15 protein-coding genes are annotated in these 17711 nt (G+C 40.1%); 11 read left to right on the top strand and 4 right to left on the bottom strand.

The window, feature by feature from the left end; genetic code table 11:
• Positions 1-2: 2 nt before the first annotated feature.
• From AACW90_RS15825 to AACW90_RS15810, 4 genes are read left to right on the top strand one after another with little or no spacing between them, the layout of a single operon-like run.
• Entirely contained in the window at positions 3-1148 is a 1146-nt protein-coding gene (locus AACW90_RS15825; RefSeq protein ID WP_390236269.1) for a mandelate racemase/muconate lactonizing enzyme family protein, read from the top strand.
• A gap of 18 nt (positions 1149-1166) precedes the next feature.
• Positions 1167-2081, top strand: coding sequence for a 2-dehydro-3-deoxygalactonokinase (locus AACW90_RS15820; protein ID WP_390236266.1), 915 nt, complete (start codon positions 1167-1169; stop codon positions 2079-2081).
• Positions 2065-2709, top strand: coding sequence for a 2-dehydro-3-deoxy-6-phosphogalactonate aldolase (locus tag AACW90_RS15815; RefSeq protein WP_390236265.1), 645 nt, complete (start codon positions 2065-2067; stop codon positions 2707-2709). Before AACW90_RS15820 ends, AACW90_RS15815 begins: the two co-directional genes overlap by 17 nt.
• 2 nt (positions 2710-2711) lie before the next feature.
• Complete coding sequence (locus tag AACW90_RS15810; RefSeq protein WP_390236263.1) at positions 2712-3446, top strand: SDR family NAD(P)-dependent oxidoreductase; 735 nt, start codon at positions 2712-2714, stop codon at positions 3444-3446.
• Between the two features lie 123 nt (positions 3447-3569).
• Here AACW90_RS15810 and AACW90_RS15805 read toward each other — a convergent pair whose 3' ends face one another.
• On the bottom strand, positions 3570-4565 hold the full coding sequence (locus tag AACW90_RS15805) for an MBL fold metallo-hydrolase (protein ID WP_390236260.1): 996 nt from the start codon (positions 4563-4565) through the stop codon (positions 3570-3572).
• Positions 4566-4848: 283 nt separating this feature from the next.
• Between AACW90_RS15805 and AACW90_RS15800 the strand changes: the two genes are divergently transcribed.
• Complete coding sequence (locus AACW90_RS15800; protein ID WP_390236338.1) at positions 4849-5097, top strand: hypothetical protein; 249 nt, start codon at positions 4849-4851, stop codon at positions 5095-5097.
• Positions 5088-5285 (top strand): nucleotidyl transferase AbiEii/AbiGii toxin family protein, encoded by a 198-nt coding sequence (locus AACW90_RS15795; protein ID WP_390236257.1) that lies wholly within the window; start codon positions 5088-5090, stop codon positions 5283-5285. Before AACW90_RS15800 ends, AACW90_RS15795 begins: the two co-directional genes overlap by 10 nt.
• Positions 5286-5808: 523 nt before the next feature.
• Here AACW90_RS15795 and dgt read toward each other — a convergent pair.
• A complete protein-coding gene (dgt, locus tag AACW90_RS15790) occupies positions 5809-7347 on the bottom strand; it encodes a dGTPase (RefSeq protein ID WP_390236254.1) in 1539 nt (512 codons plus the stop codon).
• 436 nt (positions 7348-7783) lie between these two features.
• Between dgt and AACW90_RS15785 the strand changes: the two genes are divergently transcribed.
• From AACW90_RS15785 to AACW90_RS15775, 3 genes are all read left to right on the top strand, one after another.
• A complete protein-coding gene (locus AACW90_RS15785; protein ID WP_390236250.1) occupies positions 7784-9391 on the top strand; it encodes a PTS transporter subunit EIIC in 1608 nt (535 codons plus the stop codon).
• 100 nt (positions 9392-9491) lie between these two features.
• On the top strand, positions 9492-10340 hold the full coding sequence (locus AACW90_RS15780) for a MurR/RpiR family transcriptional regulator (protein WP_390236249.1): 849 nt from the start codon (positions 9492-9494) through the stop codon (positions 10338-10340).
• Between the two features lie 215 nt (positions 10341-10555).
• Positions 10556-12445, top strand: a complete 1890-nt coding sequence (locus AACW90_RS15775; RefSeq protein ID WP_390236246.1) for a bifunctional metallophosphatase/5'-nucleotidase — start codon at positions 10556-10558, stop codon at positions 12443-12445.
• Positions 12446-12795: 350 nt separating this feature from the next.
• On the opposite strand, the gene AACW90_RS15770 is transcribed toward AACW90_RS15775, so the two are convergent.
• Both AACW90_RS15770 and AACW90_RS15765 read right to left on the bottom strand, forming a co-directional pair.
• Entirely contained in the window at positions 12796-13230 is a 435-nt protein-coding gene (locus AACW90_RS15770) for a GNAT family N-acetyltransferase (protein ID WP_390236242.1), read from the bottom strand.
• Between the two features lie 345 nt (positions 13231-13575).
• On the bottom strand, positions 13576-13758 hold the full coding sequence (locus tag AACW90_RS15765) for a hypothetical protein (protein WP_390236241.1): 183 nt from the start codon (positions 13756-13758) through the stop codon (positions 13576-13578).
• A gap of 497 nt (positions 13759-14255) precedes the next feature.
• Here AACW90_RS15765 and AACW90_RS15760 point away from each other — a divergent pair, with 497 nt between their 5' ends.
• Together AACW90_RS15760 and AACW90_RS15755 are read left to right on the top strand one after the other, a co-directional pair.
• The gene (locus tag AACW90_RS15760) at positions 14256-14645 is read left to right on the top strand and encodes a (deoxy)nucleoside triphosphate pyrophosphohydrolase (RefSeq protein ID WP_390236239.1); all 390 of its coding nucleotides are present in this window, start codon (positions 14256-14258) and stop codon (positions 14643-14645) included.
• Positions 14646-14648: 3 nt separating this feature from the next.
• Complete coding sequence (locus AACW90_RS15755; RefSeq protein ID WP_390236236.1) at positions 14649-17561, top strand: DEAD/DEAH box helicase; 2913 nt, start codon at positions 14649-14651, stop codon at positions 17559-17561.
• Positions 17562-17711 lie beyond the last annotated feature (150 nt).

Here is a 17711-nt window from a genome sequence, read left to right as displayed (position 1 = left end):
TTATGAAAATTATAGATGTTATTCCTCACGCAATTTCAGTTCCACTGGATAATCCATTTTATTTTTCTCAAGGATGGGCAAAAAATAGAAGTGCGGTAATTGTCGAAATTGTTACTGATGAAGGAATTGTTGGTTTTGGTGAATCACTTTGCCATGGTCTGCAAAGCCCAATGATCGCCGCTGCAATTATTGAGCATAGCTATAAGGCTTTATTAATTGGGCGCGACCCTTTTGATGTTGAGTGCTTATGGGAAGAGATGTACAACCTTTCTCGCCCATTTGGGCAAAGTGGCGCAACCGTCAATGCTGCAAGCGGTGTCGATATTGCCCTTTGGGATATTATGGGTAAGGCGCTTAATAAGCCTATTCATAAATTGCTAGGCGGCGCATTTAGAAGTGAAGTGACGCCTTACGCGACAGGTTTCTACCGTGTTGCCGATGGCCAATACCCACAAGACTCTCAAGCCGAAGCCAGGCTGCATGTTAAGAATGGTTTTAAAGCGTTTAAATTAAAAATCGGTTTCGGCATTGAAGAAGATATTAAACTTATTAAAGCAGTGCGTGAAGCCGTTAGTGATGATATTAAAATTATGGCCGATGCAAACGGTGCTTATAATGTCGCACAGGCCCGCAAGCTAATTAGTGAAACCGAAAAATACAATCTTCACTTCCTTGAAGAGTTACTTGCTCCTGAAGATATCGACGGCTACAGAGAAATCAAATTAGGCTCTCCGACTTCCATTGCTGCGGGTGAACAAGTGTTTGGCAAGATGGGTTATCGTCCATGGCTTGAGAAACGTTCGCTAGACATTATCCAACCTGATTTATGTTCAAGTGGTGGCTTTACGGAGTGTAAGAAAATTGCCGCTATGGCTCAGGCTAGTCACACAACGTTGATCCCTCATGTGTGGGGTTCCGGCGTTGGTATTGCCGCCTCATTGCAGTTTATCGCTTCGATTCCATGTAATCCATTATCTCTAAATCCAATTGAGCCTATGCTTGAATTTGATCAATCTTCTCATCCATTCCGAAAGGATCTCATTTGCGATGGTATTCATTACGTGGATGGGAAAGTGACCATCCCCACGAAGCCGGGTATTGGTGTGGACATCGATATTGACATTATCAAGCAATACAAAATTAATTAATCAGCGAGTTCTAATTACATGTTATCGAAAAAAGATATCGACTTTCTAATTGTCGATTGGGGCACGACTAACTTCAGAGCCTTTGCAATTAATCATGAAAATAACGTTCATGCCCAAATTGAACTGCCTATGGGCTTGAAACAAGTCATTGATGGTGAGTTTGCAAAAGAGCTTGAACAAGCATTGGAGCCTTGGATTTCAGGCTATCAAGAACTTCCTATTTATATGGCTGGAATGGTTGGAAGCTTAAATGGATGGGTCAATGTGCCTTACGTGAGCACGCCAACCAGCGTGAGCAAACTGGCGGATAAAACGTACAGATTTACGCTACCTTGGGGTGCAACAGCATACATAGTGCCAGGAATTAGTCATAACACAGAAAATGACGAATTTGATGTAATGCGAGGAGAAGAAGTTCAAGTATTCGGTCTCATCAATAAGGTTAATAATAGCTCGTTTTCTGCGGTTTTCCCCGGCACGCATAGTAAGCACGTTATCGTTAGAGGTGATGAATTAGTGCAGTTTGATTCATACATGACGGGTGAACTGTTTTCTGTGATCAGAGAGCACACCATTATCGGCAGAGATCTCCCTCAACAAAATTTGTCGCACTCAGCATTCGTTAAAGGTGTGCTGTCTGGGCAAAATGGCGGAGCAACAAGCCAAATATTTAAAGCAAGAACAGGAAAACTCTTCACTCAAATAGAAGAGAGTGAAGTTGATGACTTCTTATCTGGAATCTTAATTGGAAGTGAACTGAAAGAGCTTGATAGCGAATCGACCTATCTGGTCGGAAATGAAAAATTATGCAGTCGCTATCAACTAGCATGTGATACCACCCATAAGGCAAGCGAATTCTATAGCGGAGATGCGTGCTTTATTGATGGTATGTTACTAATTAAACAGGAAATTGAAAATGACACAGCAATTTGATCCAAAAACTGATGTACCTTTGATTGCTATTTTACGAGGTATTGAACCAAAAGATGCACTCCGTATAGGTAAAATTCTTATTGATAGCGGCTTTAAAGCGATTGAAGTGCCGTTAAACTCACCTGACGCGCTTAAAAGTATCGAGTTAATGGTGAACGAGTTTGGCGACGATTATCTAATCGGTGCGGGTACGGTTACAACAGCTGAGCTTGCTGAACAAGTTATTGCAGTGGGTGCTAAACTCATTGTCACTCCTAACTATAACGAAAGTGTTGTTAAACTTGGTGTAGCAGCGGGTTGTCAGGTTTATCCAGGTTTAATTACGCCAACGGAAGCTTTTAATGCACTTCAGGCAGGAGCAAGCGGAATTAAACTATTCCCTGTAACAATGCTAGGAACAAGTGGTGTGAAAGCGTTGAAATCCGTTTTACCAAAAGAGGCTCTCTGTTTTGCTGTTGGAGGAATTGACCCTGATGTAGACAGCATGAAGCCATATCTTGACGTAGGTATTGACGGTTTTGGGCTTGGTAGTTCTCTGTATTCACCTAATCTTTCTGATGAAGAAATCAGAAAAAATGCACAGATGTTCATCAAGGCTTATAACGAAGCAAGCTCTCAAAAAGGCTAATTATGGCAACTTACTTAATCACGGGTGCAAGTACAGGGATTGGTGCTACCACAGCCAAGTTTCTTGCCGAAGATAATGAGTTGATTCTTACCTATTATCAATCTTCTGATGAGGCTTTTGCTTTAAAGGCAACGTTGTTGCAAGACTATCGGGCCAAAAGCGTTGAGTTTATTAAAGCGGATTTGCGTACTGAAGAAGGGTGTAATGAGCTTTTTGCGAAAGTGGCTGATATGACTGATAAGCTCGATGCTCTGGTCAATAATGCAGGTGGGATGATAACGAGAGAAAAAATTGAGAACTTCAATTGGAAAACGATGGAATCAATTTTTAGGCTGAACACGTTTAGCCTATTTCAAGTAACCTCTCTTGCGGTTCCGTTATTGAAAAAATCAGAGGCTCCTTGCATCGTTAATCTAACCTCTATTGCAACAAGGCATGGTGGCCCGGGTACCACACTGTATGCGGCGGCAAAAGGTGCGGTAGATACTTTCACCAGAGGTGCAGCAAGAGAACTCGCACCAAAAATCCGCGTGAATTCGGTATCTCCTGGGGTGATTGAGACACCGTTTCATGAAAAAATGAGTACGAAGCAGCAAGTCTTAGATTGGCGTGAAAATAACCCGTTAAAACGAAACGGAACGGCCGATGATGTTGCTTCTGCTATACGATTTTGTATAGAGAATACCTTTGTAAACGGCGAGTCTATTGATGTAAATGGCGGGCTTTATACTCGATAAATCAAAGTGTGGTTGCATCTTTTAAATCATATGAGCTAGAGAGAAAGCTCTAGCTCATTCTTGTTCAACATTGAGTTCAAAGAGATGTCGAAGGGCACTCACAGATATAAGCAACCACTTATGTTAAAACTGCAATGCGTCTCCTTGCTTCGGGAAGATAAAATTGACACCCAATTTGTTTTTATTGGCCAATTGTTTTTGAATGGTAACTTTAGGGTCTTCGCCATTTTTTAAGCTGTATTTAATGTGGCTTATAACCACATTTAACCCTTCTAAAGAACCAGTACCATTCATTTCTTCTAATACCGTTAATTCTTTTATCAACCAGTTTGGTGTTAAATGGCCAAATAAAAATTTATCAGGTGTTTTATTAGTGAAAGAAACCTCAATGACAATGCCCTTTAATTTACCTTGTTCAATAAAAGTGGCCAATGTTGACCAAGCACTATGCAATGCCGAGCTTTTTTCAACTTCATCTGGACCCGTATCACCAAAGTAAGCAAACACATCATCCTTACTATTTTTCAAGATAAATACGGTAGACTGCCCACCAGAATGAGAAAGAGGCAATGCCATAACACTCATTGTCGTATTTGAAATCGTACTCCATTGAGTAGGGTTTAGGTCAACATAATTGTATTTATTAAGCTTAAAACCACGTCCTTTGTTGGTAAAATTAGGCCATGCTGACCAGTTAAAATAGTTATTCATCAGATCTTGATTGGTTGCTTCTAATGCGTAAATAGGTTTTTTACTGTCATCTGGTGAGGAGATAATCAAACCCGCTACATGATCTAAATGCGCATGACTAATTAAATAACCTTTAATCTTTTCATTTAAAATATAACCCACTTTGGTAAACGGTGAATTATCTGGCAAAGCAATGTGATCAAATGCGCCTTGTTTCTCTGCAACAATTAATCCATTAACAACTGTTCCTGAATCGAGCATAACAAAATTAGGATCTTGTTCACTTTTAATTAAAAAAGCCGTTAGGTTACCATCTTGTATCCCCCCTTTATTCCCTAAAACAACGGTATCAAAACTGGCGGATTGAGCGATAAAAGAAAAAACATATAAGCAAGCGGTAAGTAACACCGTTAATTGATTTTTAAACATATAGAACTCCATCTATTGAGTATTTCTTGCGCGTAAACAGTATCATACTGCGATTGAGTGAATAAACTATGTACTATTTGTGTCAAAAAATGCTGTTTCGACGCGATACAAAAACTCGTCGCGAATACACTAGAAAAACTAACGGTAATCTCTCATTTCCATTCAAGGTCAGTAACCCTTCGTTTTATTGTAAGAACAATCTACGATAGGTCGTATATCTCAGGGAAATTAGCAGTTATGGTCTTCAATGCATTACCTAAAAGGTAATAAAATGTAGACCAATATGACGAAGAAAGATAAATTATTATCTGCATTTTCAAGTGCAGTTAAGGCGGGTGGCGGCATCCATACCGCGCCAGAGTTGGCCTATATGCTTAGCGATACTGGTGACATTTCACAAATACTAATGGATAGGCTAACGGTGGTCACAAAGGGACGAAATGGAACATTTTCAACCCCATATGGCGTTATTGAGTTCACACACACAAAGAAGCCAATCGCCCGGGTTTGCCACGCCAGAAAATGCATATAGACGTCTGTGCTATTCCATCTTTTGATGCTGAAAAGAGAGCGCTGATAAACCACTATAATATTGTTGTGCCAACAGAAGGTCTACTTATCCCTGTTCAATCCTTAGAAGAAACATTGGCCGATAAATTTATTGCCTTGGCGTACCGTGCAAGGCGGATAAAACCGCGTGACGTGTGGGATATTATCTAGATAAAGCAGAGAGGTATTGGTGTTTCAACTGTTCTGATCGATAAAAAACTGGAAGCGAGAAACAAGGCTAAAGCCGACTTTACGCAGGCACTTCATATTCAAGTTGATAAGCTACTGCAAGAGAACGAGGTTCGTAAAGACTTTAACATGGAGATGAGTCGATTTGTTCCTAAGCACATTAAAGAAAGGACGATTGATGACCCAGATTATTGAACCTACGTGCAATCAGAAATCAAGAGTATATCGTCCCAAATACTTAAAGGAGATAAACCAAACAATAAGCTTGATATGAGCCTCTAAAGTTTACAGGGACATGGTTCTCGTTTCCACGACCATGCCTTCTCTCGTTCCCACGATCTCGCGTCTCGCGTCTCTCGTTTCCACGCTCCAGCGTGGGAATGCATACGTAACTTAAAGGCGAGAAGCATCTCGTAGTTCATCTTCTATAATCAGCTCATTCAAACAGTTAATCACCGTTGTCATTTCTAATTCGTTCTTATCTGTGCAGGTAGGTAGCGTGACGTTAACTCGGGTCTATCACCATCAGTGCGCGATATTCGTCAAAGGCAAATTGGTCGGTCATGCCACTGATATAGTCTTGAATCAGTCGTACCCGAAAATAAAACTCCCAAACATCAGGTGTAAAGTCATAAGGTAGATTGGCAATTGCCTCTTCTTTCAAGGCATTGGTGTAAGCACGTAGGTGCTTACTCGGGAGTTTATTGAATAGGCGTGTTTCATAAAGGGGAGTATCCTCTTCGCCTTCAACAATTTGAGTAAAAGTCTCGTTATCAAGCTCGATAAGCGGTTTATAGATATCCAACAGCCCGGTAATAATTCGATAACCTTGTAATTTGCGGGCGTCCACTTCTGGCGCGCAGATGGCGTATTTTACTGCGATGTTCTTAAGTGTTTGCACTAACGCATGTTCGGTGCTTTCGTCTTCAATTAATGCTCGATTAAAGCGCCCGTGATAGATAGCATCAATGTTTTCAATAAATTGGTTAGCGGCGTAATTCGGAACTCGTTTGTTGATCTCCATTCGAAGTGTAATGAAGAAATGGCTAGTTGCGCAATTATTTGCTCTATGGGCACTTTCTGAAGCCAATTTTACGATGTCTTTCATTTCATTAGCGGCTGCGTTTTTATATTTGGCTAATAGATTGGAATACTCATCAATTAAGATTTTTTCTAAGTGGGATGGGTCAATAATGTTTTTTTCTACGGTATCTTCTATATCGGCAATACCATAAGAGATATCATCGGCGGCTTCCATAATATAAGAGAATGGCGAGCGGCAGCCTTCTTCCATGCTTAAGCAGGTGCGTAAACGAGAGACGTAGTCGTCTTCACTCACGTAATAACCGACCTTCTTTTTCAAATAACTCAATTCATCGTTATAGTTTGGATTTTGTTTTTTAAGTTCTTTGGGGCTGAGTTGGTCTGCCCGACGAGTGTATTTTAGAATGCCGGATACCTGTGAGAAGGTCAGGTTTAACTCGAGTAGAGTGTGGACCAATCGAATGGCTTGGGCATTACCTTCAAAGTTTGATAGGTCTCGATAAAGTGGCTCAGGAAGTTCGATTTTAGCTTCAGCGGTATTGGTGGCTATAAGGGTATGTAATTGTTTTTTAAACCAACAATTAATCGCTTGTTCACCAAAGTGACCAAAGGGTGGATTACCAACATCGTGCATGAGGCAAGACATCTCAACAATAGATTCAAATTGTCGCTCCAACTGATCTAAGTGATAGTGCTCTTTTTCCTGTTTATCTAATAGCCTAAATACCTCTTGGACAATATACCGACCCACTTGTTGAACTTCCATTGAATGGGTTAAGCGGCTTCGAACAGCGGAATTTCTTTCTAAAGGGAATACCTGCGTTTTTTGTTGTAAGCGACGAATGGCAGCCGAATTGATGATTCTTCCTCTGTCACTTTCAAAACTGGATAAACTGGCTGGTTTTATATTATCAGGGTCAAATATCAGGGCATTATCGATGTTTCCACTAGAGCGATAGAGGCGATTAAAACGTACTTTACTGTTGAAGTTAATGGTCATTTTATCCCTTATATGCAATCAATAATGTTACCGAAGTTATAGTAAGAGATTAGGTTCGTATAAGCTAGTAAATCAATAACTTGAGAGATTGCTTGTTCTTAAGTCAAATACACCCTTGCTTTCAACCGCTTTAATCATCACAGCGATAATTTCTGTGCTGTCTAATCGCGCCCCTTGTACTTGTTGAATTAAGAGAGGGCAAAATTGTTCGAATCTCAATATGGTTATTGCTGTGTGCGGCAATGATGATGAACCGTTCACAGTATGAAGATATGTTTCATTAACTATGAAAATAATTTTCAATATAGATCACACATTTTCTCCATTTCATTTGAAGAAAATCTTCATGCGTCTACTATCAACGCGATCCAATGAATATTTTCACTCATCAAAAGAAATAAAATATCTTTTAAAACAATTAATTAATGGAGAATGTATGAACAATATTTTTTCAGTACTTCAACAAATCGGTAGGGCATTCATGCTGCCTATTGCCGTTCTGCCTATCGCGGGTATTTTGCTCGGTGTTGGTGGTGCTTTTACTAGTGGGCCACTCATCGAAACGTACAATCTAACCTTCTTAGCCCCAGGAACCGTGACTAACCAGTTCCTAGTGTTGTGTTTTAAATCGGGTTTATTTGTGTTTGCGAACTTACCGCTTTTGTTTGCGGTTGGTGTGGCTATTGGTATGGCGAACAAAAATAAGGAAACTGCCGCGTTATCAGCTGTATTAGGTTTTCTTTTGTTTCATACCGTCATCGGTACGTTGTTGGGCTTTCAAGGTCTTACACCGGAAACAACAACCGTTGATGCACTTATTGCTGCAGGCGCAAGCCCCGACGGAGCCGTTGGTTTAACATCGTTGTACACGAAAGAACTGGGTATTTTTACACTTCAAACAGGTGTATTTGGTGGTATCGTCTGTGGTTTGTTGTCGGCTTTTATTACTAATCGTTTCTCGAATGTCGCCTTGCCTGATTACTTAGCTTTCTTCAGTGGCAACCGTTTTGTGCCCGTGATGACCATGTTGCTCTTTATTCCTCTCGCCTTCTTTTTCCCTTTTATTTGGCCACCTATTTTTAAATCTATCATATTCGCAGGTGAAGCATTCTCTGCTATGGGATATATAGGCACTTTCTTCTATGGTTCATTAATGAGATTGCTGAATGTATTTGGACTCCATCACGCGATATATCCATTGTTCTGGTATACCGAGCTTGGCGGTGTTCAAGAAGTTGCGGGTGAATTCGTCTCTGGAGGGCAGAAAATTTTCTTCGCTCAACTCGCTGATCCAACCACTGTTCATTTTAGTTCAGAAGCGACACGCACAATGACCGGCGGCTTCTTGCCAATGATGTTTGGTCTTCCTGCCGCCGCTTTAGCTATGTACCGCTGTGCGGATGATAAGAACAAAGCGAAAGTAAAAGGCATTTTGATTTCAGCCGCGCTTACTTCATTCTTAACGGGTATCACTGAGCCTTTAGAGTTTACTTTTCTGTTTGTTGCACCAGCACTTTACGCGATACACGCGGTACTTGAAGGTGTGGCATATATGCTAATGCATATGCTAGATGTCGCGGTTGGTATTACGTTCTCTCGCGGAATTATCGACTTTACGTTCTTCGGCCTGTTACAAGGCATGGCGAAAACATCGTACCAATGGATTTTGATCTTGGGGCCAGTTTACGCCGTTGTTTATTATTATGTATTTAGCTTTATGATTCGTAAATTTAACTATTCAACACCTGGTCGCAATGACTCGGATAACAAGCTTTACACCCGTAAAGATTATAACGGTAAAGACTCTGGTCTAATCGACGATATAGTGACAAACCTAGGCGGTGTAGAGAATATATCAACGCTAGATGCTTGTATTACACGCTTGCGTGTCAGAGTAATAGACAGCGCATTAGTAACGGATGATGATGTTTGGAAATCATTGAATGCAAAAGGAGTGATTCGTTCTGGTGATGGCATTCAAATAATATACGGAACTCAAGCTGAAACCTATAAGAATCAAATCATAGAAAAGTATAATCTATAACAACTTATGGATAAATGAACCCAACGCCCGTTGGGTTCTTGTTTTATTCGTCGCGACTTGCGTTATACTCGTAGCGAATAAAAATAGAATGAAATTCATCATGAATACGTCCACTCAAACTAACATGCTCACTCGACTGCGTTATAACATTGATAGTTACAGCCCCAAGCTCAAGAATGTTGCCAACTTTATCTTATCAAACTCGGATAGTGTTCAGTATTTTACGATTACGGTACTTGCGAGAGAAACGGCCACGAGTGAAGCGACGGTTATTCGCTTATGCAGGGACTTAGGGTTTAAAGGATATTCTGATTTTCGCATGGCGCTGGCGATTGAGATTAATCAGCCACAAGCTCGTCAAAAGCAGACAGAACGTGGTGATAATAGTGATTTGATTCATGTTGCCACTAAAAATGCGATGACTAGCTTGCAGGACACCAGTGATTTAATTGATAGAACGCAGATTCAGCGCATCTGTAAATTAATCCATGAATCTAACAATATTTATTGTGTGGGTGTTGGCGCGTCTAATGTGGTAGGGCACTACCTTTCCTACCGTTTAACACGTATAGGTAAATGCTCGATAATATTTGAAGACACACACATTGCTGCCATGCGCTCGGTTACGTCTAAGCAAGGCGACATGTGGTTTGCAATATCAAGTTCAGGTTCTACTAAAGATGTTGTTTACACCGCCAAGAAAGCGCAAAGCCAGCAGGTACCCGTGGTGAGCTTAACCAACATTCGGCACAGCCCGCTTTCGGCAAGTTCAGACGAGGTTTTAGTGGCGGCTCGTCCGGAAGGACCGTTAACTGGCGGGTCATTTGCCTCAAAAGTAAGTGCGTTGCTTCTGATAGATATTCTAATTAACCAGTTGGTGGATGAGTACGAGCAGTATTCAAAGGCGGTTACCGAAACGGCCGAAGTGACTATGCAATTTATGGTTTAGCCAGCTAATCTGCGTTTATACAAACAAGATATTCTCGTTTCCACACTCCTGCGTGGGAATACATACGTTGCTTAGCGATTCCGCGCATAGTTGATATCCAACGATATATTTCATTTCAAGTCCCCCACAACGGTTAAACGGAACGATCATTAATCTGAAATTATTTGTTCACGTTAAATATATATGCTTCGTCTATTTACAATAAGGATACCATCATGGATAGACGAACTCTGCTTAAAGGCATTGGTCTTGGCACGTTAGCAGGAGCAGTACCCGTTCAAGCTGTAACATATAACGCAAAAGAAAAAATCAAATTTAAACGAGCTCCCGTGAACCATCAAGGATATCTGGAAGCCATTTATATCCCTAGCTCAGACGGTGAGCCTCTGCAGCTTAAACCTAACATGAATTTTGACTTACGCGTTCTCCATGTAAACGACCTTCACCATCGCTTGATGTCTTCCTCTGCTAAAGGGGATACCTACCAAATGGCGCAGCTTGCAAAACGGGTGAGCACGGCCAGAAATGCAGCCAAAGATAACGAAGTCGTGTTGTTTGTTAGTGCCGGTGATGATCATATCGGCTCTGAATTTGATGAGTTACTGGGCCTCACCCCTGCGTCATTTGAGATGAGCGCGGTTTATCGTGCGTATAGTGCTGCGGGGATGGACATGGCTGTTATCGGCAACCATGAGTACGACAAACAAACAGAAATTGCTCAGTTACAGATAAATCAAGATGCCCATTTTCCAGTACTCAGTGCCAACGTGGTGAACTCCATTTTTGATGATTATCATTATCCGTATGCGGTTGGCATTAGCAAAGGCGTGCGAATCGGGTTTATTGGCTTAACAACGGATGAAGCAATTTACACCCAAACCGCGAGCGACCCTAAGTTGACGATCGCCGATCCGGAGCAAGCGCTTTCCGATGCTGTTTTGGCGTTAGAAGAGCACGTTGACGCGTGGGTTGTACTGTCTCACATCGGTTACAATGGGGACTTATTGGGCGGAACAGAGCGGCATGTACTTAGCTTTGGTGATGTTGAGGTAGCTAATTTTATGCGCACACACTCAAGCAAGCCTGCAACGATTATTGGAGGGCATACTCACACGGTACTCAACAAAAATAACCTAGAAGCTAGAAATTACTTTGGAGTAGCATCCATTCACCAAGCTGGTGCGTATGGTCGTTATATTGGTGAAGCGCTTGTTCAAGTGAGAAATGGGAAGCATCAGCTGACTGAAGCCCAATTGCTGCCGGTTTACCCAGGTAATGGTGCTGACCGTATCCAGAAAGCGAGTGATTTTGATGCCCAGTTCCAGGCAAGTTATATCGCCCCACTTATGGCGAGCTTGCAAGAAAAACTTGGCGAATATCTGGGAAAAACAGCGAATATCGAAACCCTATCCGTTGAAAATAATGACATTGACCGTTATATAGGCGAGTCGGCTATCGCCAACTTTATGAATGATGCGATAGAGCATCAGAGCCAGTATTTCCCATCGGGAGCGGTCGACATTGCGGTATTTAATGGTACTGGTGTTAAAGGTCTCCCTGTTGGTCAGGACATTACGTTAGGCGATATCTACAAAATGATGCCATACGCGGATGATATCGTATTAATTGATATGACAGGCGCACAATTGCTCGCGATGTTAGAGAGCAACGTGAAGAGAGTATACCTTCGCCAAGAACTCACAACATTTGGTGGTAATCAAGACCCTAGAGGTTTCTTGGAGCGCGGTTTCTTGCATTTTTCCTCGCGCCTACGTTATCGCATAAAAACGGGTGAGAGCTCTGCCGATAACCAGTTAACCGATGTAACATTTGATAACCAGCTTATTGACCCAGACAAAACATTTAAGGTGGCTATTAATAGTTATCTTGCTAATGGCCGCGGTAACTGGGCGGGCAATGATGTCACTCTTGGGCTACCAAAACCGGCCCTTGGATTTTCTATTGAGGGTATCGCCAAAACACTATCAGTTGAAACGGGGTTGTTATATCGAGCTGAACTTATCAATTACATTAAAAGCACCGCGAAAGGCGATATAAGTGAGAAAACCGGGGTGAAAGTGGATGGCCGCGTAGTTGTTATCTAATGCCATATGTGTCTGCGGATTAACCCTGCGAGCGTGGCGGGGTTATGATGACAATGTAGATTTATTATCTCTTGTTCCCACGCTCCAGCGTGGGAATGCATACATAACTTAAAAGCGCGAAGCACTCCGCAGTTCATCTTCTGTAATCAGCTCATTCAAATAGTTAATCACGGTTTTTATCTCTAATTCGTTTTTATCCGTGTAGGTGGCGTAAAGCGTCGACAGGTAGTCGCGGGCGAGTAGTGGGAGTGTAGAGTTGTTCAGGTTTGGTGTTGAATTTGCGTTTGGCAGGGTAACCTCCGTAAGCGATAGAGCGAATCACCACCGAAAGGTATCAATCATATTAATCCTTATGTGTTTGAACTTAAAGGGAGCGCCATTTCAACCAACCCTTTCACATCAGAAGTTCTAACAAAGCCTTTGGACTCATATAGTTTGATTGCTGGGTTTTCACTAAACACGCGTAGAACTAGCTGAGTAGACTGACAATTGAGCGCATGTTTAACAACTAACTCAAGAGATTCAGACCCAACACCTCTACCTTGAAACTCAGGTAAAAGCTGAAAGTCCCTCAGGAAAGTAGTATCGCCACTATAGCTAAAACGAAGAACACCAACACGCGTGTTGTCTAAGTGAACTTCATAGTTATCTAGCTCTTCCCAACTACATAGGAACTGGTTGTTATCCCAGATGATATCGCGAGCCTGATAGTAAGCCGCCATATTAGTCTTGGTTAAAGACTCTGCGAATAAGGGGTCACTACTTCTTACAAGCTGTATTTTCATACTGTTCCCTCTGGTTATACATAGTTCTTTATTCGGCTCTTGACCGTACTTTACAGTCATATGATGCTGTCTTTCGTTTGTAATTTCAATTTAAATCAAAAGCTTAGTAATTAAACTAAGAAGTTAGACAGCTATATCAGGCATAAACTCTGAGTGAGCTGAATTCGGAAAACTTTTGGTAGGGTAAAGGCATGTCCGAAAAGTACAGTCGTGTATTAACTCTAGGCAGCAATGGTGAAAAAGCTTGTTAGTCGTTCGGTAATCACACGTGTGATCACATGGCGGTATCAACCAAACTCGTATCTCTCTTGTTCCCACGCTCCAGCGTGGGAACGCATACGTAACTCAAAGACGAGAAGCATCTCGTAGTTCATCTTCTGTAATCAACTCATTCAAATAGTTAATCACGGTTTTCATTTCTAATTCGTTTTTATCCGTACAGGTAGCGTAAAGCGTCGACAGATAGTCGCGGGCGAGTAGTGGGAGTGTGGTGTTGTTTAGGTTTGGAGTTGGGTTTTCGTTTGGCATAGTAGCCTCCGTAAGCGATTGAGCGAATCACCACCGAAAGGTCCTAAGCTTATGGGTGGTGAACTGAACAGGGTTAGGACTACCGCCACTTACGAAACGGCCAGCCGAAGCTGCCCCGCTCAGCCCACCATAATTCTAAGTGTGCTGGGCTACACATGATGATTTTAAAAAATCAATGTGTCGTAAGTGTGTAGGGCGGGGTCCTAAACCCGACACTGGATTTTGCCAGTGCCGCAACAGAGTATAAAAACATAGGGTTAGGTGCAATGGTTGTTTTGTTAGGTTGGTCTAAGAATCGATAAATTGGTGGGTTTGACGTAAAGTTAGTTCTTTCTGCGGGATTAATCTGGGCGTTGTTTTGTCTTTTGAACATCTAGCTTTCGAGTCAATAAAAATCACTTTCTATAGATGATTTATGTGTGCATATCAAGCTGATTTTTGTGTGAAAATACCTTAAAATGAACTATTAAAGTATTATATTTCAACATGGATTTTAAATGAAAAGTATCGAAGTAGTAGCAGCCATAATCCAACATGAGAACAAAGTTTTATGTGTTCAACGCGGTCCTGCAAAGTTTGACTATATCCATCATAAGTTTGAATTTCCCGGTGGGAAAATAGAAGCTGGTGAAACTGGTGAACAAGCTATCATTCGTGAATTACAAGAGGAACTTCATCTTGATATTACACAAACGGAATACTTTATGACGGTGAACCATACCTATCCAGATTTCCACATTACTATGCATGCATATATCTGTCCGGTAGAGAATCGAAATATAGTCCTTACAGAGCACATTGATAAGAAATGGTTATCTATTGATGAGTTAATTGAGTTGGATTGGGCGGCAGCAGATATTCCTTTTGTTGAAAAACTAATGGCTTAGTACATGAATCATCAAATGATAAAACTTCAAAAAGCATTAGAAACAGGTTTTATAGATAAAAATTTCATTTCAAATCATTCGCTTCAACCTGAGTTTCTTGTCAACGATGGACAAGGTAAGAAAGTGGTGACAACAATTAAAGAACAATTGCAGCAATGTGATAGCTTTTGGTTTTCTGTCGCGTTTATTACGTCCAGTGGTTTAGCCTGTTTGAAGCAAGAATTAATAGAACTCGAAAAGAGTAATATTAAAGGTAAAGTATTAGTTTCCCAATACCTTAACTTTACACAGCCTGAAGCCTTAAAGCAGCTACTACAATTTAGCAATATTGATGTCCGTATTGCTATTGAGTCAAATTTTCATGCTAAAGGTTATCTATTCAGCCAAGGAGATATTCATAACCTTATTATTGGCAGCAGTAATTTTACGGCTAATGCTCTAACATTAAATAAAGAGTGGAATCTCAAAGTGTCCTCTAGTAAAAATGGGGAGCTTTCATCCCGAGCAATAGACGAATTCACTATGGAATTTGAACGTTCAACTATTGTGACGGAAGAGTTTATAGATAGTTATGAGATTATTTATAAGCAACAGAAGGCACTTTCGAAGCAATTACAAGCTTCATGCAAAATACAAATTGATGATGATATTCACCCTAATGTAATGCAAGAAGAAGCGTTAATAAACCTCTCTTTACTTAGAGATAAAGGCGCCTCTAAAGCCATACTCATTTCTGCTACTGGCACAGGTAAAACGTACCTATCTGCTTTTGATGTTCTAAATGTAGATCCATCTCGTATGTTATTTGTCGTACATCGAGCTAATGTTGCAAAAGCAGCAATGAGAACTTATCAAACTGTATTCAAAGCCCAGAAAACAGTTGGTTTATATTCAGGTAATAATACTGAGTTGGACAAAGACTTTATTTTTGCAACAATTCAAACCATATCTAGAGATGATCACCTTACCAAATTTGATAAAGATGCATTTGATTATATCGTTATCGATGAAACACATAGAGCAAGTGCTGCTTCCTACAAAAAAATATTAAAATACTTTAATCCGAAATTTCTTTTAGGAATGACTGCAACACCAGAAAGAACAGATGGTGATGACGTGTTTCAGATATTTGATCACAATATTGCTTATGAGATCCGACTTAAAAAAGCACTTGAAATGGATATACTAGCACCGTTCCATTATTACGGAATTACTGAAGTCATATTAAATGGCAATACCATTGATGATAAGTCTGCTCTTAACGTTCTGGTACAGGAAGAACGGGTTAAACATATCCTCGAACGTATCAAGCAGTATGGTTGTGATAATGGGAACGTTAGAGGTCTTGTTTTTTGTTCAGAGGTTAAAGAATGCGAAGCGCTTGCATCGGCATTTACTAACAATGGCCATAAATCTATTGCGTTAACTGGTGAACATACTGAAGCTCAGAGAGATGTTGCTATAGAAAGGTTAGAGTCAACGAACCTAGAAACAAAAATAGATTATATTTTCTCTGTAGGCATTTTCAACGAAGGCATTGATATCCCGTCAGTTAACCAGATTGTCATGTTAAGGCCTACAGAATCAGCGATTATATTTGTACAGCAGCTTGGACGAGGGCTTAGGAAATCTGATAATAAGGATTACTTGACGGTTATTGATTTTATTGGAAATTATAAGAATAATTTTTTAGTACCAATTGCATTATACGGTGATGAGTCTTACAATAAAGACACATTAAGGAAGTTAATGTCTAATAGTGATGCTTCTATTCCTGGTGCATCTACAATTAACTTCGATAACATAGCAAAAGAGAAAATCTATAAAGCCATTGATTCATCGAATCTACAAACCAAAAGAGATTTGGTTAAAGATTATAACTTATTGAAATTTAAGCTTGGCTATGCACCGCTTATGATGGATTTTATAAATCATGGTTCTCGTGATCCGTTTTCATATGTTAATTATAGCAAATCGTTGTTTAACTTTTCTGAGCAATTTGAACCTAAGCTGGTAGGAAGCCTCAATGAAAAAGAAAGTAAGCTTTTACAGGTACTTTCTAGTGAAGTAAATAATGGTAAAAGAGTAGGTGAGTCTTTCATTTTAAAGCAACTCTTAAGTAAGTCGATATTGGATATCGATGAACTGAAAATCATGATGCAAGCAGAATATGATTCAATTATAACTGAAAGTACAATTAGTTCTTTCTCACACAATTTGAATCTAAATTTTGTGACTGGGAATGAAAATAAAAAACTTAAAAAATTAAGTGAAATATACGGTTTTAAAGTTGTTCAGATAATAAATAACGAATTCCATTGGCATCCAGAGTTTTTATCTTTACTAAAAAATGACATATTTAAAAGGTACCTAGAGGATAGTGTCGATTATTCGATTTCACAATATAATAAGTTTTTTGTTAAAGATGATTTTATTGACGGATTTCAGCTATATAAGAAATATTCAAGAAAAGATGTATTTCGGATCCTGAATTGGGAAGAGAACCCTGTAGCGCAAAACGTCGGGGGTTATATTGTAAGTTCAGATAAATCTAATTGTCCGATCTTTGTTAATTATCACAAAGAGGATGGGATATCAGAAACCACTAAATATGAGGACCATTTCATCAATAAATCGGTGTTCAGTTGGATGTCGAAGTCTAAACGAAAGCTTAGTAGTCCAGATGTTAAAGCCATTAGAGATTACAAAAACGGATTGCGTCTACCATTATTTATTAAGAAGAGTAACGATGAAGGTACTGAGTTTTATTATATGGGAGATATTACCCCACAAGATGATAGTTTCGAGCAAACTAGCATGGAGTCAAAAGCGGGAGACGTATCAGTAGTGAAAGTTATGTTTGATATGAATCGCACTGTTAGCTCAGGAATGTATAACTACCTACTATCGAAGTAAGTAAATATGTAGCGGGACAATAATTGATCGTGACTCGAAAAATATCGTTGTTAATTTTCGATGGTTTAATTTTGTTAGATATTTTTAGGTGTATTTATTATGTAGAATAGTATTTAGATAAATGCAACTTCTCATTATGGGAAGTTGCCA

Source organism: Vibrio frigidus (assembly GCF_042465995.1).
In the GTDB taxonomy this organism is placed as follows: domain Bacteria; phylum Pseudomonadota; class Gammaproteobacteria; order Enterobacterales; family Vibrionaceae; genus Vibrio.
The sequence above is the reverse complement of the archived record's forward strand: the minus strand, read 5'-3'. Positions and strand labels throughout refer to the sequence as shown.

Bases quoted from the DNA above. Each gene is read 5' to 3' on its own strand.
- AACW90_RS15825 (WP_390236269.1), top strand. From the start codon at position 3: ATGAAAATTATAGATGTTATTCCTCACGCAATTTCAGTTCCACTGGAT.
- AACW90_RS15820 (WP_390236266.1), top strand. From the start codon at position 1,167: ATGTTATCGAAAAAAGATATCGACTTTCTAATTGTCGATTGGGGCACG.
- AACW90_RS15815 (WP_390236265.1), top strand. From the start codon at position 2,065: ATGACACAGCAATTTGATCCAAAAACTGATGTACCTTTGATTGCTATT.
- AACW90_RS15810 (WP_390236263.1), top strand. From the start codon at position 2,712: ATGGCAACTTACTTAATCACGGGTGCAAGTACAGGGATTGGTGCTACC.
- AACW90_RS15805 (WP_390236260.1), bottom strand. From the start codon at position 4,565: ATGTTTAAAAATCAATTAACGGTGTTACTTACCGCTTGCTTATATGTT.
- AACW90_RS15800 (WP_390236338.1), top strand. From the start codon at position 4,849: ATGACGAAGAAAGATAAATTATTATCTGCATTTTCAAGTGCAGTTAAG.
- AACW90_RS15795 (WP_390236257.1), top strand. From the start codon at position 5,088: ATGCATATAGACGTCTGTGCTATTCCATCTTTTGATGCTGAAAAGAGA.
- dgt (WP_390236254.1), bottom strand. From the start codon at position 7,347: ATGACCATTAACTTCAACAGTAAAGTACGTTTTAATCGCCTCTATCGC.
- AACW90_RS15785 (WP_390236250.1), top strand. From the start codon at position 7,784: ATGAACAATATTTTTTCAGTACTTCAACAAATCGGTAGGGCATTCATG.
- AACW90_RS15780 (WP_390236249.1), top strand. From the start codon at position 9,492: ATGAATACGTCCACTCAAACTAACATGCTCACTCGACTGCGTTATAAC.
- AACW90_RS15775 (WP_390236246.1), top strand. From the start codon at position 10,556: ATGGATAGACGAACTCTGCTTAAAGGCATTGGTCTTGGCACGTTAGCA.
- AACW90_RS15770 (WP_390236242.1), bottom strand. From the start codon at position 13,230: ATGAAAATACAGCTTGTAAGAAGTAGTGACCCCTTATTCGCAGAGTCT.
- AACW90_RS15765 (WP_390236241.1), bottom strand. From the start codon at position 13,758: ATGCCAAACGAAAACCCAACTCCAAACCTAAACAACACCACACTCCCA.
- AACW90_RS15760 (WP_390236239.1), top strand. From the start codon at position 14,256: ATGAAAAGTATCGAAGTAGTAGCAGCCATAATCCAACATGAGAACAAA.
- AACW90_RS15755 (WP_390236236.1), top strand. From the start codon at position 14,649: ATGAATCATCAAATGATAAAACTTCAAAAAGCATTAGAAACAGGTTTT.